The sequence below is a fragment of the Pseudoxanthomonas sp. 68-E7 genome (assembly GCF_057773145.1).
In genome coordinates this window covers 179,435-199,543 of sequence record NZ_JBYMTI010000004.1, presented here as the reverse complement: position 1 = coordinate 199,543, position 20,109 = coordinate 179,435, and the positions used below count along the sequence as shown (strand labels likewise).

The 20,109-nt window shown below is 67.8% G+C and carries 22 protein-coding genes and 1 riboswitch; of the genes, 4 read left to right on the top strand and 18 right to left on the bottom strand.

The window, feature by feature from the left end:
* Positions 1 to 46: 46 nt before the first annotated feature.
* The 9 genes from AC3DE2_RS11755 to AC3DE2_RS11715 all read right to left on the bottom strand — a co-directional run bounded on the left by AC3DE2_RS11755 (position 47) and on the right by AC3DE2_RS11715 (position 6,261).
* Positions 47 to 886, bottom strand: a complete 840-nt coding sequence (locus AC3DE2_RS11755) for an HpcH/HpaI aldolase/citrate lyase family protein (protein WP_488426326.1) — start codon at positions 884 to 886, stop codon at positions 47 to 49.
* A gap of 248 nt (positions 887 to 1,134) precedes the next feature.
* The gene (locus tag AC3DE2_RS11750) at positions 1,135 to 2,172 is read right to left on the bottom strand and encodes a sugar kinase (protein WP_488426325.1); all 1,038 of its coding nucleotides are present in this window, start codon (positions 2,170 to 2,172) and stop codon (positions 1,135 to 1,137) included.
* Between the two features lie 94 nt (positions 2,173 to 2,266).
* Positions 2,267 to 2,740 carry a hypothetical protein gene (locus AC3DE2_RS11745; RefSeq protein WP_488426324.1) on the bottom strand — a complete coding sequence of 158 codons (474 nt, stop codon included), beginning with the start codon at positions 2,738 to 2,740 and terminating at the stop codon, positions 2,267 to 2,269.
* 86 nt (positions 2,741 to 2,826) lie between these two features.
* Positions 2,827 to 3,297, bottom strand: a complete 471-nt coding sequence (locus AC3DE2_RS11740; RefSeq protein ID WP_488426323.1) for a hypothetical protein — start codon at positions 3,295 to 3,297, stop codon at positions 2,827 to 2,829.
* A gap of 203 nt (positions 3,298 to 3,500) precedes the next feature.
* Positions 3,501 to 4,220, bottom strand: coding sequence for an HAD family hydrolase (locus tag AC3DE2_RS11735; protein ID WP_295377694.1), 720 nt, complete (start codon positions 4,218 to 4,220; stop codon positions 3,501 to 3,503).
* A gap of 135 nt (positions 4,221 to 4,355) precedes the next feature.
* Positions 4,356 to 4,685 (bottom strand): hypothetical protein, encoded by a 330-nt coding sequence (locus AC3DE2_RS11730; RefSeq protein ID WP_488426322.1) that lies wholly within the window; start codon positions 4,683 to 4,685, stop codon positions 4,356 to 4,358.
* 57 nt (positions 4,686 to 4,742) lie between these two features.
* On the bottom strand, positions 4,743 to 5,096 hold the full coding sequence (locus tag AC3DE2_RS11725) for an EF-hand domain-containing protein (protein ID WP_295377688.1): 354 nt from the start codon (positions 5,094 to 5,096) through the stop codon (positions 4,743 to 4,745).
* Positions 5,097 to 5,259: 163 nt separating this feature from the next.
* Complete coding sequence (locus tag AC3DE2_RS11720) at positions 5,260 to 5,652, bottom strand: EF-hand domain-containing protein (RefSeq protein WP_295377686.1); 393 nt, start codon at positions 5,650 to 5,652, stop codon at positions 5,260 to 5,262.
* Between the two features lie 207 nt (positions 5,653 to 5,859).
* Positions 5,860 to 6,261, bottom strand: coding sequence for a hypothetical protein (locus AC3DE2_RS11715; protein WP_488426320.1), 402 nt, complete (start codon positions 6,259 to 6,261; stop codon positions 5,860 to 5,862).
* Positions 6,262 to 6,395: 134 nt separating this feature from the next.
* Between AC3DE2_RS11715 and AC3DE2_RS11710 the strand changes: the two genes are divergently transcribed.
* Entirely contained in the window at positions 6,396 to 7,031 is a 636-nt protein-coding gene (locus AC3DE2_RS11710; RefSeq protein WP_488426318.1) for a Rossmann-fold NAD(P)-binding domain-containing protein, read from the top strand.
* Here the strand turns inward: AC3DE2_RS11710 and AC3DE2_RS11705 are convergent, their stop codons facing one another.
* From AC3DE2_RS11705 to AC3DE2_RS11695, 3 genes are all read right to left on the bottom strand, one after another.
* On the bottom strand, positions 7,032 to 7,541 hold the full coding sequence (locus AC3DE2_RS11705; protein ID WP_295377679.1) for a CcdC protein domain-containing protein: 510 nt from the start codon (positions 7,539 to 7,541) through the stop codon (positions 7,032 to 7,034).
* A gap of 95 nt (positions 7,542 to 7,636) precedes the next feature.
* Positions 7,637 to 8,140, bottom strand: a complete 504-nt coding sequence (locus AC3DE2_RS11700; RefSeq protein WP_295377677.1) for a hypothetical protein — start codon at positions 8,138 to 8,140, stop codon at positions 7,637 to 7,639.
* Positions 8,141 to 8,244: 104 nt separating this feature from the next.
* Positions 8,245 to 9,036 carry a lytic transglycosylase domain-containing protein gene (locus AC3DE2_RS11695; protein ID WP_488426316.1) on the bottom strand — a complete coding sequence of 264 codons (792 nt, stop codon included), beginning with the start codon at positions 9,034 to 9,036 and terminating at the stop codon, positions 8,245 to 8,247.
* Positions 9,037 to 9,230: 194 nt separating this feature from the next.
* Between AC3DE2_RS11695 and ppa the strand changes: the two genes are divergently transcribed.
* Positions 9,231 to 9,767 (top strand): inorganic diphosphatase, encoded by a 537-nt coding sequence (gene ppa / locus AC3DE2_RS11690; RefSeq protein WP_295377673.1) that lies wholly within the window; start codon positions 9,231 to 9,233, stop codon positions 9,765 to 9,767.
* Between the two features lie 49 nt (positions 9,768 to 9,816).
* Here ppa and AC3DE2_RS11685 read toward each other — a convergent pair whose 3' ends face one another.
* The 4 genes from AC3DE2_RS11685 to thiC all read right to left on the bottom strand — a co-directional run bounded on the left by AC3DE2_RS11685 (position 9,817) and on the right by thiC (position 13,267).
* Positions 9,817 to 10,497: an ion channel gene (locus AC3DE2_RS11685; RefSeq protein WP_295377671.1), complete on the bottom strand. Its 681-nt coding sequence runs from the start codon at positions 10,495 to 10,497 to the stop codon at positions 9,817 to 9,819.
* 7 nt (positions 10,498 to 10,504) lie between these two features.
* Entirely contained in the window at positions 10,505 to 10,672 is a 168-nt protein-coding gene (locus AC3DE2_RS11680) for a hypothetical protein (protein WP_295377669.1), read from the bottom strand.
* On the bottom strand, positions 10,669 to 11,280 hold the full coding sequence (locus AC3DE2_RS11675) for a DUF4136 domain-containing protein (protein ID WP_295377667.1): 612 nt from the start codon (positions 11,278 to 11,280) through the stop codon (positions 10,669 to 10,671). Before AC3DE2_RS11675 ends, AC3DE2_RS11680 begins: the two co-directional genes overlap by 4 nt.
* 109 nt (positions 11,281 to 11,389) lie before the next feature.
* Positions 11,390 to 13,267 carry a phosphomethylpyrimidine synthase ThiC gene (gene thiC, locus AC3DE2_RS11670; RefSeq protein ID WP_488426315.1) on the bottom strand — a complete coding sequence of 626 codons (1,878 nt, stop codon included), beginning with the start codon at positions 13,265 to 13,267 and terminating at the stop codon, positions 11,390 to 11,392.
* Between the two features lie 69 nt (positions 13,268 to 13,336).
* Positions 13,337 to 13,440: riboswitch (TPP riboswitch) on the bottom strand.
* Positions 13,441 to 13,585: 145 nt separating this feature from the next.
* Between thiC and AC3DE2_RS11665 the strand changes: the two genes are divergently transcribed.
* Positions 13,586 to 15,487 (top strand): alpha/beta hydrolase family protein, encoded by a 1,902-nt coding sequence (locus tag AC3DE2_RS11665; protein WP_488426314.1) that lies wholly within the window; start codon positions 13,586 to 13,588, stop codon positions 15,485 to 15,487.
* A gap of 232 nt (positions 15,488 to 15,719) precedes the next feature.
* Positions 15,720 to 17,267, top strand: coding sequence for a BCCT family transporter (locus AC3DE2_RS11660; protein WP_295377661.1), 1,548 nt, complete (start codon positions 15,720 to 15,722; stop codon positions 17,265 to 17,267).
* Between the two features lie 9 nt (positions 17,268 to 17,276).
* Here AC3DE2_RS11660 and AC3DE2_RS11655 read toward each other — a convergent pair whose 3' ends face one another.
* Positions 17,277 to 18,164, bottom strand: coding sequence for a phosphate/phosphite/phosphonate ABC transporter substrate-binding protein (locus AC3DE2_RS11655; protein ID WP_488426313.1), 888 nt, complete (start codon positions 18,162 to 18,164; stop codon positions 17,277 to 17,279).
* Entirely contained in the window at positions 18,161 to 20,002 is a 1,842-nt protein-coding gene (gene ilvD / locus AC3DE2_RS11650; protein WP_488426312.1) for a dihydroxy-acid dehydratase, read from the bottom strand. The genes AC3DE2_RS11655 and ilvD overlap by 4 nt, the downstream gene beginning before the upstream one ends.
* Positions 20,003 to 20,109: the final 107 nt, after the last annotated feature.

The following is a 20,109-nucleotide window of genomic DNA, read 5'->3' as shown; positions in this document are numbered from 1 at the left end:
GTCAGGCGCCTCCGCGGAGACGGGCCCTGCGTTTCCCCCGCGATCTTCATGCATCCGCCGCCGCGACGATGGCTTGCGCACGATGCAGGTAGGGGGGATCGATCATCCGACCTTCCAGCAGGAAGGCGCCCAGCCCCTGCTGCGCCGCCTCGGCGGCGGCCATGACGATCCGCCGCGCGCGGGCGATTTCTTCCTCGGACGGCTGGAACGCCGCGTTGGCCAGGGCGACCTGGCGCGGATGGATGCAGCTCTTGCCCAGATAGCCCAGGCGGCGGGCAATCCCGGCTTCGAGCCGGAATCCGGCTTCGTCCTCGACATCGGGATACGCGCTGTCATAGGCGAACACCCCGGCCTCGGCGGCCGCCATCCGCAGCGCGTACAGCACGGCATGCAGGTTGGCGGGATCGCGGCGCTCGATGCCCAGGCTTTCGAACAGATCGCCCAGGCCCAGCTGCAGCCCGGCCACGCGCGGATGCGCGCGTCCGATCTCGGCGGCATGGCGCAGGCCCGACGGCGTTTCGATGTTGACCAGCAGTTCCGGCGCCTGCTCGGTCGCCAGCAGCGAGGCCATCGCGACCACGGCGGTGGTCACGTCGCGGGCATTGTCGATCTTGGGCAGGTTGAGCATGTCCACGCGCCGGCCGGCCAGCGCGACCAGATCGGCGGCGAACTCCGGCGAAGTCGGCGCGTTGGTGCGGACGATGATCACCTTGTCCGCCGGCAGGCCCGGCCGTCCCAGGAAGTCGGCCAGGTTCGCGCGCGCCTCGGCCTTGCGCGGTTGCGGCACCGCATCCTCCAGGTCGAAGGAGATCGCGTCGGCGCCGCTCGCCAGGGCCTTGGCGAACAGTTCCGGGCGACTGCCGGGCACGAACAGCTTGCTACGCATGGACCGCACTCTTCATGGCGAGGCAGTTTCAACGATGCGGACACAAAGAAAAGTCTTGCCCGGCATCTTCAGACCCAACATTTGCTTGCGATACCCGGGCACGCACGGCCCGCATCCCGCGCCGCCGGTGATCCGGCGGCCTTCCGCGTCGGGAGTCGCCGCCCGTTGCGCGGAAGGGAGGCGCCGCCGCCGCCCGCTCTCCCGCTTCGTCCCGCGGATTTGCTGCAACGCAACCTGCGTCGCCGCGTTCAGCGGCGGACGTCGAATCCCGCCTGCGCCAGGAAACCTTCCACGTCGGCCACGCCCAGGGTGCTGAAATCACCCGGCAACGAATGCTTGAGGCAACCGGCGGCAAGGCCGAAACGCAGCGCGTCGGCGTCGGTGCGGCCGCTCATCGCGCCATGCAGCACGCCCGCGGCGAAAGCGTCGCCGGTGCCGATGCGGTCGACGATCCCGGGAATCTCGTATTCCGGCGTTCCCTGCAACCGTTCGCCGCGTCGCAGCGACACCGCCGACAAGGCGTGGTGATCCACGCTGCGTTGCACCCGCACGGTCGCGGCCATCCGCTGCAGGTTCGGGAACGCCGCGAACGCCGCCTGTGCTCCGGCGGCGAAGCGCTCCTGCGCGGTGTCGCCCTCGAACACATGCCCCAGCACCACTTCGATGTCGCGATGGCTGGCGAACATCACGTCCGCTTCGGCCATCAGGCCCCGCAGCAGGGTCGGCGCGTCGCCGTCCCAAGCCTGCCAGAGTTGCGGGCGGTAGTTGCCATCGAACGAAACCCGGATCCCGGCCGCGCGCGCGGCGCGCATCGCTTCAAGCGTGCCGCGCGCGGCTTCGGCGCCCAGGGCCGGGGTTACCCCGGACACATGCAGCCAGTCGGCGCCGGCCAGCAGCGTGGGCCAGTCATGGCGTCCGCCCCCCACCTGCGCGAATGCCGAACCGGCGCGGTCGTAGAGCACCTGCGAAGGGCGATGGACGGCGCCGGTGGTGAGGAAGTAGAGCCCCATCCGCCCTGGTTGCCGCTGCACCGCCGTGGTGTCGACCCCGTGCCGTCGCAGTTCGCCGACCGCGGCCTCGCCGAGCGGGTTGTCGGCGACCACGCCGACCATCCACGCGGCATGGCCGAATCGCGCCAGCGACACGGCGACATTGGCTTCGGCACCGCCGACATGCACTTCCAGCGCCGGGGTTTGCAGCAGGGTTTCGCGGCCGGGAGCGCCCAGCCGCAACAGCAATTCACCGAAACAGACGACCTTCCCCACCCTGTCTCCCTTCCCTGTCATTTCATGTGCCGGACGCGGAGTGTACGGCGCGCGGCCATCGTCCGCGTGCCCGCATCGACAGGCCGCCGGAAACCACGTCGGAGCCGATGCCGGATCAGGGCGCCGGACGCTCCCAGCGGCGATAGGTATCGTCCAGCCCCTTGCGCAGGCGCCGGTAGTCCGCGGTGCCCGGACGCACGTCCAGGCGCTCGGCGACCGCGCGCCAGCCGCCTGCGTGATCGCGCGACCATTCGCGCACCACCGCGCGGCACGGTTGCCCCGCCACCTGCGCGACCGCGCAGGCCATGTAGATGTCGCCGGCGGACCAGTCCGGCTGTTTCATCATCGCTTCCACGTACGCGCGCGGCACGCTGTAGTAGCGCGACATCTCGTCGGCGAACGCGGCCGGATAGCGTGCCGCGTAATCGTTGATGTCCTTGAGGTGGCGGTCCACGGAGGCATCGCCGCTGCCGGGCCATTCGGCCTGTGGCGGCGCGGGCGTGGCGGCGTCCACCGTCGCGCATGCCAGCAGGCCGAGCACGAGGCCCAGCCGGAAAAGAACGGTGCGGGAACGGGAAGACGCCGACATGCGGGCATTGTGCCGCAGCGGCTGCGCAAAAGCAGGCGGCCGGCAAAAAATGCCGGCCGCCATTCGGTCCTGCAGCGATGTCCGGATCAATCGTCGTCGTGGTGGCGATGTCCGTCATGGCGACGCCAGCGGCGGTCATCGTCGTCCCAGCGATCCCGGCGATCGTGCCGGTCACGGCGGTCGTGGCGATCGTAGCGGTCATACCGGTAGTAGCGATCCCGATCCACGTAGCGCACATAGTGCGGATTGTTGCGGTAGTAGCCGTAGGCGTTGCCGCGGGGCGGAGTGCGGTAGTACTGGCGCGGCACGTAGCGGTAGTAGGTCGGGCGGTGATAGCGATCGCGCACGATGACCACGCGATTGCCATAGCCGTAGCGGTCGCCGTCCCCGTAGCGGTAGTAAGGCTGCCCGCCGTGGTACATGACATCGGCCACGTCCACGAGGACCCGGACCAGATCGTCGTCCGCACGGGCCGGCGAGGGAGCCAGCGCCGCCAGCCCCAGGCCGGCGGCCAGGACGGTGGGAGCCAACAGACGCGTGAGCGAGAAGCTTGCCATGACATCCTCCGGTGGCCCGCCGCAGCGGGCCGGTAAGTGAAAGGTCCGGTTCCTGCGGGCCTGTGCGTGAAAGATGTCGCCTGGCGCGTGAACCCGGATTTAACCCGGCGGAAACGGAATCGGGGTCGGTGATGGCGGACACCTTCCGTTCAAGCAGAGGCGTCGCTTCCTGTCCTGGGCCCGCGCCCCCGGGATGCCCCCCGTCAGCGGGCGCGTCCCTCGATGACGGCCAGCGCCGCGGGCAACTCGGCCGCTCCGGCGACGGTCGCCAGACGGGGCACGTCCTCGCCCAGGCCGTGTTCGGTCTCCAGCGCCCAGGTGACGTGATAGGGCATGTGGATGCCCCAGCCCCCGAGCTGAATGACCGGCTCGATGTCGGAGCGCAGCGAATTGCCAATCATCACGAACCGCGAAGGTTCCACTTCCAGTTCCTGCAGCACGCGGGAGTAGGTCGGAACATCCTTCTCCGACACCACTTCGATGCGATGGAACAGATCCGCCAGGCCCGACTGGGCGATCTTGGCTTCCTGGTGGAACAGATCGCCCTTGGTGATCAGTACGATTTCATGATCCCGGGCAATGGCTTCCACCGCTTCGCGGATGCCCGGCAACAGATCCACCGGATGCTGCAGGGTGGTCCGGCCGATCTCGATCACCCGGTGCAGATCGCGTGCGCTGATGCGCTCCCCGGTCAGCTGGATGGCGGTTTCCAGCATTGACAGCGTCATGCCTTTCACGCCATAGCCGAACACCTTGAGATTGCGCCGTTCGGTATCCAGCAGGTGCTGCTGCATGCGGCGGTCGCCCAGATCGATGTACCGGGCGAGGATGGCCTCGAAATCCTGCTCCGCCTGGCGGTAGTAGTCCTCGCTCTTCCAGAGGGTGTCGTCACCGTCGAAACCGACCCAGCGGATGCCGGCCATATTGCTGCCTTCTGTTCTTCGTGGGGCGCGCAGCATAACAGCGGCCCTTATGCACAGGGCGGCCCGAAGGCCGCCCTGTGTTCCGGTTCCGTCGTGTCCGCACCAGGAGCAAAGGGGTGCGTTGCGGACTCTTGCCTACTTGGCCGGTGCGGCGCCGTCACCCGGAGGCGGTGGCGTCTGGTCGCTGGCCGGCGGCGTGGTGCCATCGGCCGGCGGCGGAGTCGTCGCCGGTGCGTTCGGATCCGTGGCCGGCGGCGCGTTCGGATCGGCTGGCGGCGGCGTGGTTGCCGGCTCCGCCGGAGGCGGGGTGGTTTCGGCCGGCGGCGCGGTGTCGGTCGGCGGCGGCATGGTTTCCTCTTCGGTCTTGCTGCATGCCGTCAACGCGATCGCGCCACCCAGCATCGCCACCAGCAGCCAGACGGGCCGCTTGCGAGTCTGCGTGTTGCTGTGGGAATGGGAATTCATTCGTTTCCTCCTTTTGCCGCGCCGATCCGCGGATCGTGCCGCGACGGGTGAAAAGGATCAGCGGCCGTTGCCGGCCGGTCTGTAGGCGGCATATTCGGCCGGCGCCAGCTTGCCGTCGGCATCCTGGTCAAGCGTGCCGAAAGCCTGGGTGAGCGCGGGGTCGACCGCCGCTTCGTCCTTGCCGATGTTGCCATCGCCGTTGGCGTCCAGTTCCTCGAAAGGTCGTGGCGCGGGCGCCGCCGCATCGCTCGCGGGCGGTGTGTCGGCCTGCCGTGGCGGTGTTTCCTGGCGCTGTTCCTGCGCACCGCGTTCCTGCGCGGTGGGTTCCGGCGCGGATGCGGCGACCGGGGCCGCGAGGGCGACGGCCAGCAGGGCGAACGGCAGAGAAAACAGGCGGGATGAAGGTTTCATGCGCGTCTCCTTTTGCTTTGCGTGTACTCCCGACCGTGTGGTGGCAGGGAAGACGACAACGACTCGCTCGGAGGCGGAGGGCGGCATGGCCGCCCTCCGCGGGCGCTGGGCGATGGCGCCGGTGCGCCATCGCGTTGCGGTCACGATGACCGCGGTGCGCGTCTTACTTCTGCGGCTCGCTGTAGTTCTTTTCGACGAAGGACTTGTATTCGTCGGCGGTCAGCTTGCCATCGGCGTCGGCGTCGGCCTTGTCGAAGACCTGGGAAAGACCGGCATTGGCCGCGGCCTCTTCCTTGGTGATGTTGCCGTCACCGTCCTTGTCGATATCAGCCCAGCCCTGCTGGCTGCCCGACTGGGTCGACTGCTGGGCGGACTGTTCCGCACCGCCGGTCGCCTGATCGGTGGTCGGCTGGGCCTGCTGGGCCGGCTCGGCCTGTTCGGTCGGCTGCGGCTGCTGCTGGGCCTGCGTGTCCTGCGCGAAGGCCATCGGCATGGCGACGGCGGCACCCAGGGCGATCAGGGCAATCAGCGGCTTGCGGGTGTTGTTCTTGGTCATCGTCGTTTGCTCCGTTATGGAAAGTAGGAAGTGCGTCCTGTAGCGCACGATGCCGACGATGCCTTCGTGCTTCTGAATCAACCCTGCGGCCCGAAATGAACGTGCACGCAGGCTTAACCATCCGCGATTTTTTTTCGATTACTTGGTTCGTTAGCGATACGTGATGGCTATGTGCAAGCGGTATCGCAGCGTGATGCACGCGTCAGATCAGTGTTCAATCCGCGTATTTTTTTGTTCCGGCGAAACGACTCCTTCACGCCGGCCACGGCTGAACCATTGCCAACCCATTACGACGCCGGTGAGCGCGCCGACGATCTCCAGCACCACGCGCGTGCCCAGCGCGTCGGGATCGTGGATTGCCTTCAATGCGATGCGCGCATACAGCGGCGACTCCAGCTTCACCATGCCGATGTAGAACAGGTTCCAGGTGTCGACACCGGCGCCGATGGCGATCGCGATCAGGCAGGCCCAGCCCACCGCATGCCCGATCGACCAGCCCAGCGCGCGGCAGATCGCCTGCCAGCCCGCGTAGACCAGCAGGCCCACGGCGAAGGCGATCAGGCACGCTTCCAGCGCGCCGAGGAATCCGAAGTGCAAGGGCAGGTTCATGGCGTCGTGCGTGCTCCCGTCACGCGGAATGGGATCCGCGCGGGCGGATCGCGATGGGCCGGCAGTAGCCGGCGACCGATGGCATAGGATACGTGAGGCATGCCGGCGCCGTGCCCGGCGCAAGGGAGAAGCGGATGGATCGCCTGCTGCTGCTGGGAAGTACCGGCCTGGTCGGCCAGGCGGCGCTTGCGCTGGCGCTGGCGGACGACCGCATCGACACCGTCATCGCGCCGACCCGGCGCCCGCTGCCGCCGCATCCACGCTTGTTGAACCCGGTCATCGACTTCGAGCGCCTGGATGCGGACGCGGACTACTGGCGCGCCGACGCGATGATCAGCGCGCTGGGCACGACCCTGCGCGATGCGGGATCGCGGGCCGCCTTCGTCCACGTCGATTTCGACTATCCACTGGCCGTCGCGCGCCTGCTGCATCGGCAGGGTGCGCGCACGCTGGCGGTGACCTCGGCTACCGGAGCGCGCGCGGATTCGCGGGTCTTCTACAGCCGCACCAAAGGGCAACTGGAACAGGCGCTGGCCGCCTGCGGCTTTGCCTCGCTCACCTTCGTCCGCCCTGCCCTGCTGGGCGGCGAACGCGCGCAACGGCGCAGCGGCGAACACCTGGCGCTGCGCCTGCTGACCGCGCTGGATCCGATCGTTCCCCGCCGTTACCGGGTGGTGCCGGCGGCAGCGGTCGCGGCCGCGCTGCTGGATGCGGCGCATGCCGGAGCCCCCGGCATGCGGATCATCGAATCCGAGGCGATTCCCCGCTGATCAGCCGGCGGCGGCGTGCAGACGCCGCATGCGCCACAGCAGCCCGCTGTTGAGCAGCAGGTAGTAGCCGACCAGCGCGCCGGCGAACGCCATCGTCAACGGACTGGCCTGCTGCGCCGTGGCCGCCGCGCCATCGGCGAACGCGCCGTGCGACCAGCGCCAGGCCAGGCGCCCGATCAGCAGCAGGGTCAGGATTCCGCCGAACCACGGGTTGGGCACATAGGTGGGATTTCCTTCGTGCCACTCCACCCGGGTGTGCCGGAGCGCGAACGCGCCGAGCACGAGCCCGCCTGCCAGGCCGCCGGCGATGCCGACCGCGACGCCCGGCAGGTACACCGCGGCGGCCAGCAGCATGGCCAGCAGCAGCACCATCAGCACCAGGCGGAATGCCGTGCGCTTCGGCTGCCAGGGCTGCCGGCCGAAGCTGCGGCGGATACGGCGATACATGATCCAGCCGATTCCGGCGGTGACGAGATAGGGGGTCAGCGCGGGCAAGGCGACGGCGGGCATGGCATGCGTTCCAGAGGATGGATGGCGCACACCTTAGGTCCAGGCGCCACGCCTGGACCAGTGACAGTTGTCATCAAATGCCGCGGATGTCCGGTTCAGCGCAACAGGCCATGCGGGACCTGGCGCAGCGGCTGCATGCCGTCGGTGGCGGCAATGGCCTGGCTCGCGCGATCCAGCAGGGCGTCGTCCTCACCGTCGATCACCACCAGCAGGCGGCCAGCTTCGATTTCGCGCTCGTAGTCCCGCCGCACCTCGCTGGGGACGGTCGAACCAGCCAATGCCGCCGACCAGCCGCCCACCGTCGCGCCCACGAGCGTGGTGATGAGCACGCCCATCGCATGGAAACCGGTTTGCGGCAACCACATGCCGATCAAGCCACCGACCAGGCCGATGACGCCACCGCCCACGATCCCGCGCCAGGCGGCGGGCATGAAATCGGTCGGCGATGCCTCCTTCTCGGCGTCGGGGACCTGGGTCATCTCGATGTCGGACTGGGCCAGGACCGCGGCGTGGCCGGGACGGATGCCGAGTCGGAGCGCGGCACCCATGGCCTGTTCCGCGGTGCCCAGGTCCGGCGCGCTGAAAACACGTCGATTCATGGCGGACTCCCGTGTGCGGCTGTCATCCAGCCTCGGGACGACCATAGGCCCGTGCACGGGATGCGGGAGTGAAGAAAGCCCGCGCCCGCCAGCGTCCGGCGGGGTCACTGTGCCGGGCGTTCAGCTGCGCTCTTGCGGCCCAGGGCGCGCAGATAGAGGTCATACAGCGCGGTCACCTTGGCCACGTATTCCTGGGTTTCCGCGTAAGGCGGCACCCCGCCATAGCGGGTCACCGTGCCGATGCCGGCGTTGTAGGCCGCCGCGACCAGGGTGAGGTCGCCCTTGTAGCGGCGCATCAGCAGCTTCATATGGCGCGCGCCGGCGTCAATGGACTGGGCGGACGAGAACGGATCGGTTACCCCGTATTCGCTCGCCACCTCCGGCATCAGCTGCATCACGCCCTTGGCGCCCTTCGCCGACACCGCGGCCGCGTCGAAATCGCTTTCCGCATGCGCAATCGCGCGCAGCCAGGCGTCGTCCACGCCGGTCTTCTTCGCCGCCGTGCGGAAATCCTTGGGATACATGTTCAGGCGCGGCTTGCCGACCTTGCCCAAGCCGGCGTGCGCAGGCTCCCCGGGCGGGGTGGCGACGGTGAACTTCAGGTACACGCGCGAGCCCGGCAGGTTGCGCGTGCTGTAGACCAGTTGGCCGTCCTGCTCCCGCTCGTAGAGGGTGCCGCTGAAGATGCCCATCCGGCCCCACAGGTTCGGCAACTGGACCGCGTCGTCCTCGATCTGGCGCGCCTCGCAGCGGGAGCCCGGCTCCGGCGCGGTGGCCAGGCTGACAGTGCCGTCGCGGACGCAGCGGTAGACCGTCCGCGCCTGGGCTTCGGGCAGGCCGAAGCCGGCCAAGACGGCCAGCAGGCAGACCAGGACAAGCAGGCGGGACGGGTGCATGGGGGCGGATTCTAGGGCCGGCAAGCTGAGCGGCAACCCCATGGAAACGGCCTTCGCGGCCCCTGCCGGACGGCCGGCAGGCCCCGACCCTCCGGTTCCGGCGGGGAGGACCGCCCCGGCCCTGCTGCGCCGCAGCAGGCAAGCGCGTAGAATTGCCGGCCCTGTCATTCCGCACGCTCTGGAGCACACGCATCATGGGTCTGGACCACGTTTCCACTGGCAAGAACCCGCCGGAAGAAATCAACGTCATCATCGAAATCCCGAAGGATTCGGAACCGGTGAAGTACGAAGTGGACAAGGAAAGCGGCGCGATCTTCGTCGATCGCATCCTCTCCACCCCCATGCGCTACCCCTGCAATTACGGCTACGTGCCCAACACCCAGTGCGGCGACGGCGATCCGGCCGACGTGCTGGTGGTGCTGCCGCTGCCGCTGATCCCCGGCTCGGTGATCCGCTGCCGCCCGGTCGGCGTGCTGCGCATGAGCGATGAAGCCGGCAGCGACGAGAAGCTGCTGGCGGTGCCGGTGGAGAAGGTCTTCTCCGGCTACAAGCACATCACCGACATCGATCAGGTCAGTCCGCACTGGCTGGAGCGCATCGGCCACTTCTTCGAGCACTACAAGGACCTGGAGAAGGGCAAGTGGGTGAAGCTCGACGGTTGGGGCAACGCCGCCGACGCCAAGCAGGTGCTGGTCGACGCCATGCAGCGCTACGCCGATCTGAAGAAGTAACCGGCTCCCGCGCCCGAATCGAAAAAGCCCGCCAATGGCGGGCTTTTTTTCAATCGTCCCTGCGCATCCCCATCCGCAAGGTGGTCAGGCCGATCAGGCGCGACACCACCAGCGCGATGTACATGACCCCGGCGAACTGCTCCAGCATCACCAGCGCGCGCGCCTCCGCCTGCACCGGGACGATGTCGCTCAGTCCCACGCCGGACAGCACGCTGAAACTGAGGAACAGCAGTTCCATCCAGGTGCGCGGCTGGTCCGCCGCCACCGCCGCAATGAAGCTGCCCGGATACCACTGCTGGCAGACCGAGAAAGCGAACGCGAACGCCCACGCCAGCAGGGTGAAGGTCGCGCCAGCGGCAAACAGCTCATCGCTGGTCACCTGGTGGTCCTGCAGCATGTAGGCGATCAGGCTGCCGGCGGTATAGAAGTACAGGCCGCTTTCCAGCAGATGCGCGAACACGCCCAGGGCGGCATTGTCGAAGGCGGCCGCCAGCAGCGACAGCACCATCGCCGGCATCGCCAGGGCCAGGGCAATCCACAAGCGGGACGGACTGCGGTTGACCACCCACAGGGCCAGCGCCAGCACCAGGATGCCGAACGCACCGAACACCGCGCGGCCGCCGGCGGTGTCCTCCATCAGCGGGTACAGCAGCACGCCCAGCAATTGCACCAGCAGCAACCACGCCGACGGGTGCCGGCGCGCGGTGACCAGCCAGCGGAGCCAGGTCATGCCCATTTCAGCCCTTGAAGTGGTAGACCAGCGCGTAATAGATGACGTAGATCCATGACAGCAGGCCATGGATCACCGCCCACAGCAGCGACTTGTTGGCGCTCCAGGAAATGGTGATCGCCAGCGCGGTGCCGAAACCGATGCCCGCCCTGGCCGCACTCGCCGCGCCGCTCATTTGCGCGGCGCCGCGGGAACGACCGGCGTACCGCTGCCGGCGCGGTAGGGATAGCGCGCGAAGATGTCGGCGACCGCCTGGTCCAGCCGCGCGGCGCGTTCGGCCGGCTTGGCGTTGGCGACCCGGCCGACGGCGATGCCTTCCCAGACCAGTTGGTTGCGCTTGGCGTCGACCAGATCGAAGTTCAGCGTGCCCTCGGTGTACTGGTAGACGTTGGTGCGGTCATACCAGTACGGAACCGCGACATAGCGGCGGGCGCGGTAGCTGTAGTAATAGTTGTAATCCACGTCCGGCATGCTGACCACGTCGGTCTTTTCCTGCATGTAGGCGTTGATGTTCAGCCACAGGTCCGGCGACTTCTCGTCGTAGACGTAGCCGCGCGACTCCATCTGCGCGCGGGCCGCGGCCTTGAGCCGGGCGCTGGTGATGGTGGCATAGCCCTCGCTTTCCACCGCCAGCGGCGAATAGAACGCGAAGCTGCGATATCCCGCGAAATCCGCGGAGGGGTCGGCTTCGCTGCTGATGCGCGGGCCGGTGGCGCAGGCCGCCAGCAGCAGGACCCACGCCAGCAACAGGGCGCGAGTGAGGAACGAGGTGGCTTGGCGCATGTTCGGCATTCTCCTGTCCGGGACGCCAAGCGTCGCGCGGGCGCGGCGGCGGCACAAGCCCCGCCGGCCCGGAAAAGCGGCGAACGGACGCATCCGCCCGCCGCGTGGTTCAGCCCTGGTGATAGACCTTCGCGCCCTGGGCCAGGAATTCGGCCGACTTCTCGGCCATCCCGGCCTCGATGGCCTGCTGTTCATCCACGCCGTGCTCGGCCGCGTAGTCGCGCACGTCCTGGGTGATCTTCATCGAGCAGAAGTGCGGGCCGCACATCGAGCAGAAGTGGGCCAGCTTGTGCGCGTCCTTGGGCAGGGTCTCGTCGTGGAATTCCTTGGCCTTCTCCGGATCCAGGCCGAGGTGGAACTGGTCCTCCCAGCGGAACTCGAAGCGGGCCTTGCTCAGTGCGTTGTCGCGCAGCTGCGCGCCCGGATGGCCCTTGGCCAGATCCGCGGCGTGCGCGGCAATCTTGTACGCCATGATGCCGTCGCGCACGTCCTGGCGGTTGGGCAGGCCCAGGTGTTCCTTCGGGGTCACGTAGCAGAGCATCGCCGTGCCGTACCAACCGATCATCGCCGCGCCGATCGCGCTGGTGATGTGGTCGTAGCCCGGCGCGATGTCGGTGGTCAGCGGTCCGAGCGTGTAGAACGGCGCCTCGCCGCACTCGCGCAGCTGCTTGTCCATGTTCTCCTTGATCAGCTGCATCGGCACGTGGCCCGGGCCTTCGATCATGGTCTGGACATCGTGCTTCCAGGCGATCTTGGTCAACTCGCCCAGCGTCTCCAGCTCGCCGAACTGGGCGGCGTCATTGGCGTCGGCGATGCAGCCCGGACGCAGGCCGTCGCCGAGGCTGAAGGCCACGTCGTAGGCCTTCATGATGTCGCAGATTTCCTCGAAGTGGGTGTAGAGGAAGTTCTCCTTGTGGTGCGCCAGGCACCACTTGGCCAGGATCGAACCACCGCGCGAGACGATGCCGGTGACGCGTTTGGCGGTCAGCGGCACGTAGCGCAGCAGCACGCCGGCGTGGATGGTGAAGTAGTCCACGCCCTGCTCGGCCTGTTCGACCAGGGTGTCGCGGAAGATCTCCCAAGTCAGTTCCTCGGCGCGGCCGTCGACCTTCTCCAGCGCCTGGTAGATCGGCACGGTGCCGATCGGCACCGGCGAGTTGCGGATGATCCACTCGCGGGTCTCGTGGATGTGCTTGCCGGTGGACAGGTCCATCACCGTGTCGCCGCCCCAGCGGATCGCCCATACCAGCTTCTCCACTTCCTCGGCGATGCCGGAGGAGACCGCGCTGTTGCCGATGTTGGCGTTGATCTTGGTCAGGAAGTTGCGACCGATGATCATCGGTTCGCTTTCCGGATGGTTGATGTTGTTCGGCAGGATCGCGCGCCCGCGGGCGATTTCGTCGCGGACGAATTCCGGGGTGATGATCTTCTGGATGCTGGCGCCGAAGCTCTCGCCCGGGTGCTGCGCCAGCAGCAGCGCCTCGCGCACCGCTTCCAGGCGCTGGTTCTCGCGGATGGCGACGTACTCCATCTCCGGCGTGACGATGCCCTTGCGCGCGTAGTGCATCTGGCTGACGTTGGCGCCGGCCTTGGCCCGGCGCGGCAGCACCCGGCCGGGAAAGCGGACCGCGTCCAGCTTCGGGTTGGTCTCGCGCGAGCGGCCGAACTCCGAACTCAGCGCGGACAGTTCCTCGGTATCCCCGCGCTCTTCGATCCAGCGCGCGCGCAGCGCCTGCAGGCCGGCGGCCAGGTCGATGCGCGCCTCCGGATTGGTGTACGGACCGGAGGTGTCGTAGACGGTCACCGGCGCGTTCTCCTCGCCGCCGAACAGGGTCGGCGTGCGGGTCAGCGCGATTTCGCGCATCGGCACGCGCAGATCCGGACGCGAACCGGTCACGAAAATCTTGCGCGAACCGGGAATCGGGCGGGTGACGGATTCGGAAAGCTGCTGGGTGTCCTGCAGCAGGCGGGAGGGCACGGCATTCATCGGCATCGTCCTGGTAGGAAAGCGGGACGAAGCGGCGGCGCATGGAACGCGGGCGGATCGCTGGGATCGGTCGCGTCCTGCGAAGCTTCCCTACGCCGGTCTTAACCGGATCAGGTTCGAAGGGTCTGTCTCAACCGCCGCCCGACAGGCCGGCGATACCCCCGCTTCGGGCGCTATTAGACAACCAAACCGGAGGAAACGCCATTGGCGCCCGATGACGCCGGGCGAGGCTCCGGGTTACCCTCGCGCCGGGGATACCACCAGACCCGCAGGGGAAACATGAACACAGGGAAGATTGCTGCATTCGCAGCATGTTGCATGCTGTCGTCGCACGCCACCGCCGCCGAGCCGGTTCCGGTCGAAGCCTTCGCGAAATCCAACCAGTTGCATTCGCCGCGCCTGTCGCCCGACGGACAGCACCTCTCCATCGCCGCCGACTTCGGCGACGGCAACCACGCCCTGCTGATTTACCGCCTGCAGGACATGCAGCAGACCGCGCTGCTGCGGCTGCCGCGCTACGAACTGCCGGCACAGATCTATTGGGTCAGCCCCAAGCGGCTGGTGATCGCCAAGGGCCGCAAGCCCGGCTCACGCGAGGAGCCCTCGCCCATGGGCGAGATCATCGCCACCGATTTCGACGGCAAGAACCAGAAGTACGTGTTCGGCTACCAGCAGAGCACGCGCACGGCCGGCATCGACGCGGGTTTCGGCTACATCGAGGGTGTTCCCGAGGTGCCGAACGGACATTTCTACATGCGTCGGCTGTCGATGAACGCCAGCCGCTCCCAGTTGTACGACGTGGATGCCGAGCGCACGTCCGCCCGCCTGGTCGCCGACATTCCGGTCAAGGACCTTTCGTTCACGCTGGACCGCAACGGGATTCCGCGCTTCGCCTCCGGCACCGACGACAACAACAACTACCTGCTCTACGCGGCTGACGCAGAGGGCAATAACTGGGCGCCGGTTTCCGCCAAGGAACTGGGCGGAAAGTTCGTGCCGTACACGTTCTCCGCAGACGGGAAGAATCTCTACGCCTTCTTCAGCGAAGACGGAGGCCCGTCGATGCTGGTCAAGTCGGACCTGCGGGGCCAGAATCGCAGCGTGCTGGCCAAGGACGATTTCGGCAGCGTCGGCGATCTGGAATGGACCGCCACGCCGATGGAGCCGTTCGCCGCCACGCTGGGCGAAGGCAAGCCGCGGATGGTGTACTTCGACGCCGCCTCCGGCGAAGCCCTGCTGCACCAGAAACTCAACCAGAGTTTCCCCGGCCAGTACGTCACCTACGTCAACCACAGCGACGACGGGGCGGTCTCCCTGCTGTTCGCCTACAGCGACAGGAATCCCGGTGCCTGGTATCTGTTCGATCGCAAGCAGATGAAGGTGACCAAACTGCTGGCCGGACGGGAAGGCCTGGATCCCGCGGCGATGGGCGAGCGCCGGCCATTCCGTTTCAAGGCCAGCGATGGCGTGGAGCTGGACGGATTCCTGACGATCCCGGCGGGTGTCCAGCAGCCTTCCCGGCTGCCGATGATCCTGCTGCCCCACGGCGGCCCGCACGCGGTCGGGGATGACTGGGCCTTCGATACCGACGCGCAGTTCCTGGCCAGCCGTGGCTATCTTGTCCTGCAGGTCAATTTCCGCGGGTCCAAGGGACGCGGTTATCGCTTCGAGCAGGCGGGCTATCTGAAGTGGGGTACCCGGATCCAGGACGATCTGCTGGAAGGCGTGCGCTGGGCGATTGGACAGGGCTATGCGGATCCGGCGCGCATCTGTTCCTATGGCGCCAGCTTCGGCGCCTACTCCGCGATGATGACCGCCGCGAAGGCGCCTGATCTCATCAAATGCGCGGCGGGTGTTTCCGGTCTGTACGACCTCAAGATGATGTACAGCAAGGGCGACATCAAATCGACCCGGTATGGACGCAACTATCTGGAGCGCGTGGTCGGGCGCGACGAAGCGGACCTGGAGGCCAATTCGCCCGCGATGCAGGCTTCACGCATCAGGCAGCCCGTTCTGCTGGTGCATGGCGAGGCGGATGAGCGCACGCCCTTCGCGCAGGCGCGCGCGATGAAGGAGGCGTTGGAGCGCGCGGGAAACACCCCCGAGTGGATGGCGGTGCCCAAGGAAGGACACGGCTTCTACAAGGAAGAAAACAACGTGGCGTTCTATCGCCGGCTGGAAGCTTTCCTGGCGCGGCACATCGGCCCGGGGAAGCAATGACACCAACGCCCGGCCGCGTCGGCGGACGCGGTCGGGCGCCGCTGCGTCGGCAATCACCGGCAGGCGGGCGGCACGCGTGCGCCTGTAACCCGCGTTCTCACCACGCGGGAGCCGAGCAAGGCGCCGTAAACAAACGGATTGCTATCATGCGCGCTCGCCGATGACGCCATGCCCCCTGCGCGGGCCTCTTCTTCCACCGGCGAGCGACTCCGTTCCAGACAAGGAGGCCTGCGTGGTTTTCCGTATCTCCATCCTGCTGGTGGCCATCCTGGTCGCCGTCGCCGGTCTTGCGCCCGGCCCGTTCAACACCTGGATCCAGCAGCAGCTGGCCGGGATCATTTCCAGTGCCGGCTGGCTGTACCTGCTGATCGTGTTCGCCACGCTGGTATTCCTGCTGTACCTGGCGGTGGGGCGTTTTGCCAACCTGCGCATCGGCGGCGAAGATGCCGAACCCGAGTTCTCCAACGCCAGTTGGCTGGCGATGCTGTTCGCCACCGGCATGGGCATCGGCCTGGTGTTCTGGGGCGCGGCCGAACCGGTCTCGCACTATTTCAAGCCACCTGAAGGCCTGGTGCCGGGTAGCCTCGACGCCGCGCGCGCCTCGATGCGCTACGTGTTCTTCCATTGGGGCCTGCATCCCTGGGCGATCTACGCGCTGATCGGACTGGCGATGGCCTGGTTCCAGTTCAATCGCGGCGGCCGTGGGTTGATCAGCGACCTGCTGCAACCGGTCATCGGCCGCCATCATCGCGGCTGGATCGGCCATGCGGTGAACATCGCCGCGGTGGTGGCCACGGCGGTCGGCGTGGCCACCACGCTGGGATTCGGCACCATCCAGATCGCCGCCGGCGTGGCGCGCGTCACCGGCATTCCCGACTCCATCGGCACCGAACTGGCGATCATCGGCATCGCGTTCCTGCTGTACATGGCATCGACGATCAGCGGCGTGGATCGCGGCATCAAATGGCTGTCGAACTTCAATCTCGGCCTGGCCACGCTGCTGCTGGCGATGGTGCTGGTGCTGGGACCAACCGGTTTCATCTTCGACACCTTCACCACCAGCCTGGGCACCTACCTCAACCAGCTGGTCAACATGAGCCTGCGGATGTCGCCGTTCTCCGGCAGCACCTGGGTGGCCGACTGGACCATCTTCTACTGGGCCTGGTGGATCGCCTGGGCACCGTTCGTGGGTTCCTTCATCGCACGCATCTCGCGTGGCCGCACCCTCCGCGAATTCGTGTTCGGCGTGGTGGTCATGCCCAGCCTGCTGGGCTTCGTCTGGTTCTCGGTGTTCGGCGGCACCGCGCTGTGGATGCAGATCCTCGGGGGCGTCGACATGGGCGATTCACTCGCGCGCGGCTACGAAACGGTGCTGTTCACCCTGTTCGATCACCTGCCGCTGTCCACCTTGCTGGCCGGCATCGCGGTGGTGCTGCTGATGATTTTCTTCGTCACCTCGGCCGACTCCGCGGTGCTGGTGCTGGCCAGCATGTCCACCGACGCGCCCGGCGACCCGCCGCTGCGCCGCCGCCTGGTCTGGGGCGTGGGCGTGGCCCTGGTCGCGGGCACGTTGCTGCTCGCCGGTGGGCTCGATGCGCTGCAGGGGGTCATCACCATCACCGCCCTGCCCTTCGCCCTGCTCCTGTTGCTGGTGATGCTCGGCCTGTACCGGGCACTGAACCAGGAATACCTGCTGGGACGCCGGCGCGAGCAGCGCGCACGCCGACTGATCATGGACTGGATCGCGCGTGAGGACGCCAACCAGAACGGAGGCGACTGACGCCCGTCGTCAGTCGATCCGCTCGGCGAGTTTCGCCAGCGCCGCTTCGTCGGCGCGTGTCAGTCCGGTGGCGTCGCCGAACTCCGGCCAGCCCATGCGCAGTCCGGCCATCACCGCCGGATCGCGTGGTTCGACCGCGAGCAGTTCGTCGCGGATCGCCGCGCAGTCCACGTCCGCCGCCGGACGGCACAGCAGCGGTCCGGGCGGAATGACCGGCGAGCGCCAGATCTCGTGCAGGCCCGCATGCGGTTCCGCGTCGTAGACATCGGCCGCCAGGGCGGCGACATCGGCCCGGCCTTCACGCAGCCAGGCCAGCGATGCGGCATGCGAGCCCGCATGATCCACCGACGCGAACGCGGCCTCGGGGCGGGCGATGCCGAGATCACCCAGATGACCGCGCGGCACGAATCCGCCGGAAGCCGAGTCCGGTCCGACCAGCACCAATCGCAGCCTGGCCGCCTCGGCGGCAAGCGTCTGGCCGGTCAGCGGAAGGCGCGCGACGATGACCGCACGATAGCGTTCCGCCTGCGCGGGCGGAACCGCGGGCACCGGCAGCGTGGCGACACTGCCCGCCGGGAGTTTGAGCGCCTGCAGGTAACCGTGCAGGTTGGGCACCGCGACGTCGACCTCGCCCGCCGCCATGCCCGCGATCAATGCGGTGGGTGAGGCCAGCACGCGCACCTCGACAGGGCGTTTGAGCTGCCCGCCCAGGTAGTCGGCCAGTGGCCGAATCGCCGCCGCGCGGTCGCGTTGCGGATAGGCGTAGGTCGCCACCACCAAGGGCTCGGGATCCGCAGCGTGCGCCGGAACGGCGAGTGCCATCCAGGCCAGTGCCGTCAAACCGGGAAGCTTGCCGGTGACCAGGCGTGCGCATGCGCGCATGACAAGCAAGCTCATATGCGATCCAGCAGCGCCTTGTCGCGCACCGCGCCCTTGTCGGCGCTGGTGGCGAGCAACGCGTAGGCCTTGAGCGCGGTGGTCACCCGGCGCGCGCGCGGCTGCGCGGGCTTCCAGCCAGCGGCATCCTGCGCGGCGCGGCGCGCCTCCAGTTCCGCCTCGTCCACCAGCAGGTTGATCGCGCGCGCCGGAATGTCGATGCGGATGCGGTCGCCGTCGCGCACCAGGCCGATCGCCCCCCCCGCCGCCGCTTCCGGCGACGCATGGCCAATCGACAACCCGGAGGTGCCGCCCGAGAAGCGCCCGTCGGTCAGCAGCGCGCACTGCTTGCCCAGGCCCTTGGATTTCAGATAGCTGGTCGGATACAGCATTTCCTGCATGCCCGGCCCGCCCTTCGGCCCTTCGTAGCGGATCACCACCACGTCGCCGGCCTTCACCTCGTCGCCGAGGATGCCCTTCACCGCGGCGTCCTGGCTCTCGTAGACGCGCGCATTGCCCTCGAACACATGGATGGATTCATCGACGCCGGCGGTCTTCACCACGCAGCCGTCGCGGGCGATGTTGCCGTACAGCACCGCCAGGCCGCCCTCCTTCGAGAATGCATGTTCGACATCGCGGATGCAGCCCTCGGCGCGATCGGTATCCAGCGACGGCCAGCGGGTGTCCTGGCTGAAAGCGACCTGGGTCGGGATGCCCGCCGGCCCGGCCTTGTAGAAGGTGTGGACCTGCTCGTCCTCCACCACGCCCACATCCCATCGCGCGATCGCGTCGCCCAGGGTCTTCGCGTGCACGGTAGGCACCTGCGTGTGCAGCAGGCCGCCGCGCGCCAGCTCGCCCAGGATCGCCATGATGCCGCCGGCGCGATGCACGTCCTCGATGTGGTATTTCTGGGTGTTTGGTGCGACCTTGCACAGCTGGGGTACCCGCCGCGACAGGCGATCGATGTCGCGCATGTCGAACGGCACCTCGCCTTCCTGCGCGGCGGCGAGTAGATGCAGGATGGTGTTGGTGGAACCGCCCATCGCGATGTCCAGGGTCATCGCGTTCTCGAAGGCCTCGAACGTCGCGATGCCGCGCGGCAGCGCGGCCGGGTCCTCGCCGCCGTACCAGCGGTGGCACAACTCGACCGCCAGCCGGCCCGCACGCAGGAACAGCTGCTCGCGATCGGCGTGGGTCGCCACCACCGTGCCGTTGCCGGGGAGCGACAGGCCCAGCGCCTCGGTCAGGCAGTTCATCGAATTGGCGGTGAACATGCCCGAGCAGGAGCCGCAGGTCGGGCAGGCGCTGCGTTCCACCGCCGCCACCGCCTCGTCGCTGGCGTTCGGGTCGGCCGCCATCACCATCGCGTCGATCAGGTCCAGCTTGTGATCGGCCAGACGGGTCTTGCCGGCTTCCATCGGTCCGCCCGACACGAACACGGTGGGGATGTTCAGCCGCAGCGCGGCCATCAGCATGCCCGGGGTGATCTTGTCGCAGTTGGAAATGCACACCAGCGCGTCGGCGCAGTGCGCGTTGACCATGTACTCCACCGAGTCGGCGATGACCTCGCGGCTGGGCAGCGAATAGAGCATGCCGTCATGGCCCATCGCGATGCCGTCGTCGACCGCGATGGTGTCGAACTCCTTGGCCACGCCGCCGACGCGCTCGATCTCGCGCGCGACCAGTTGGCCGAGATCCTTCAGGTGCACATGGCCCGGGACGAACTGGGTGAACGAATTGGCGATGGCGATGATCGGCTTCTGGAAGTCGCCGTCCTGCATGCCGGTGGCGCGCCAGAGCGCACGGGCGCCGGCCATGTTGCGCCCATGGGTAGAGGTCTTGGATCGGTATTCAGGCATGGTCTGCGGGGGAGTCGTGTTGCGCGGAAGGCGGCGATTCTGCGGGCTTTTCATGGTTGCAGTTGCAACCATCGCCACGCAAACCGGCCTCTCATCGGGACATTACC

Excerpts from the sequence above, each read along its gene's own strand:
- AC3DE2_RS11755 (WP_488426326.1), bottom strand. The coding sequence starts at position 886 with ATGCGTAGCAAGCTGTTCGTGCCCGGCAGTCGCCCGGAACTGTTCGCC.
- AC3DE2_RS11710 (WP_488426318.1), top strand. The coding sequence starts at position 6,396 with ATGGATCGCCTGCTGCTGCTGGGAAGTACCGGCCTGGTCGGCCAGGCG.
- AC3DE2_RS11735 (WP_295377694.1), bottom strand. The coding sequence starts at position 4,220 with ATGGCCGGCATCCGCTGGGTCGGTTTCGACGGTGACGACACCCTCTGG.
- AC3DE2_RS11750 (WP_488426325.1), bottom strand. The coding sequence starts at position 2,172 with ATGACAGGGAAGGGAGACAGGGTGGGGAAGGTCGTCTGTTTCGGTGAA.
- AC3DE2_RS11680 (WP_295377669.1), bottom strand. The coding sequence starts at position 10,672 with ATGAGCGGCGCGGCGAGTGCGGCCAGGGCGGGCATCGGTTTCGGCACC.
- AC3DE2_RS11675 (WP_295377667.1), bottom strand. The coding sequence starts at position 11,280 with ATGCGCCAAGCCACCTCGTTCCTCACTCGCGCCCTGTTGCTGGCGTGG.
- AC3DE2_RS11700 (WP_295377677.1), bottom strand. The coding sequence starts at position 8,140 with ATGAATCGACGTGTTTTCAGCGCGCCGGACCTGGGCACCGCGGAACAG.
- AC3DE2_RS11665 (WP_488426314.1), top strand. The coding sequence starts at position 13,586 with ATGCTGTCGTCGCACGCCACCGCCGCCGAGCCGGTTCCGGTCGAAGCC.
- AC3DE2_RS11730 (WP_488426322.1), bottom strand. The coding sequence starts at position 4,685 with ATGAATTCCCATTCCCACAGCAACACGCAGACTCGCAAGCGGCCCGTC.
- AC3DE2_RS11715 (WP_488426320.1), bottom strand. The coding sequence starts at position 6,261 with ATGAACCTGCCCTTGCACTTCGGATTCCTCGGCGCGCTGGAAGCGTGC.
- AC3DE2_RS11725 (WP_295377688.1), bottom strand. The coding sequence starts at position 5,096 with ATGAAACCTTCATCCCGCCTGTTTTCTCTGCCGTTCGCCCTGCTGGCC.
- AC3DE2_RS11685 (WP_295377671.1), bottom strand. The coding sequence starts at position 10,497 with ATGACCTGGCTCCGCTGGCTGGTCACCGCGCGCCGGCACCCGTCGGCG.
- ilvD (WP_488426312.1), bottom strand. The coding sequence starts at position 20,002 with ATGCCTGAATACCGATCCAAGACCTCTACCCATGGGCGCAACATGGCC.
- AC3DE2_RS11740 (WP_488426323.1), bottom strand. The coding sequence starts at position 3,297 with ATGGCAAGCTTCTCGCTCACGCGTCTGTTGGCTCCCACCGTCCTGGCC.
- AC3DE2_RS11655 (WP_488426313.1), bottom strand. The coding sequence starts at position 18,164 with ATGAGCTTGCTTGTCATGCGCGCATGCGCACGCCTGGTCACCGGCAAG.
- AC3DE2_RS11695 (WP_488426316.1), bottom strand. The coding sequence starts at position 9,036 with ATGCACCCGTCCCGCCTGCTTGTCCTGGTCTGCCTGCTGGCCGTCTTG.
- ppa (WP_295377673.1), top strand. The coding sequence starts at position 9,231 with ATGGGTCTGGACCACGTTTCCACTGGCAAGAACCCGCCGGAAGAAATC.
- AC3DE2_RS11720 (WP_295377686.1), bottom strand. The coding sequence starts at position 5,652 with ATGACCAAGAACAACACCCGCAAGCCGCTGATTGCCCTGATCGCCCTG.
- AC3DE2_RS11705 (WP_295377679.1), bottom strand. The coding sequence starts at position 7,541 with ATGCCCGCCGTCGCCTTGCCCGCGCTGACCCCCTATCTCGTCACCGCC.
- AC3DE2_RS11745 (WP_488426324.1), bottom strand. The coding sequence starts at position 2,740 with ATGTCGGCGTCTTCCCGTTCCCGCACCGTTCTTTTCCGGCTGGGCCTC.
- thiC (WP_488426315.1), bottom strand. The coding sequence starts at position 13,267 with ATGAATGCCGTGCCCTCCCGCCTGCTGCAGGACACCCAGCAGCTTTCC.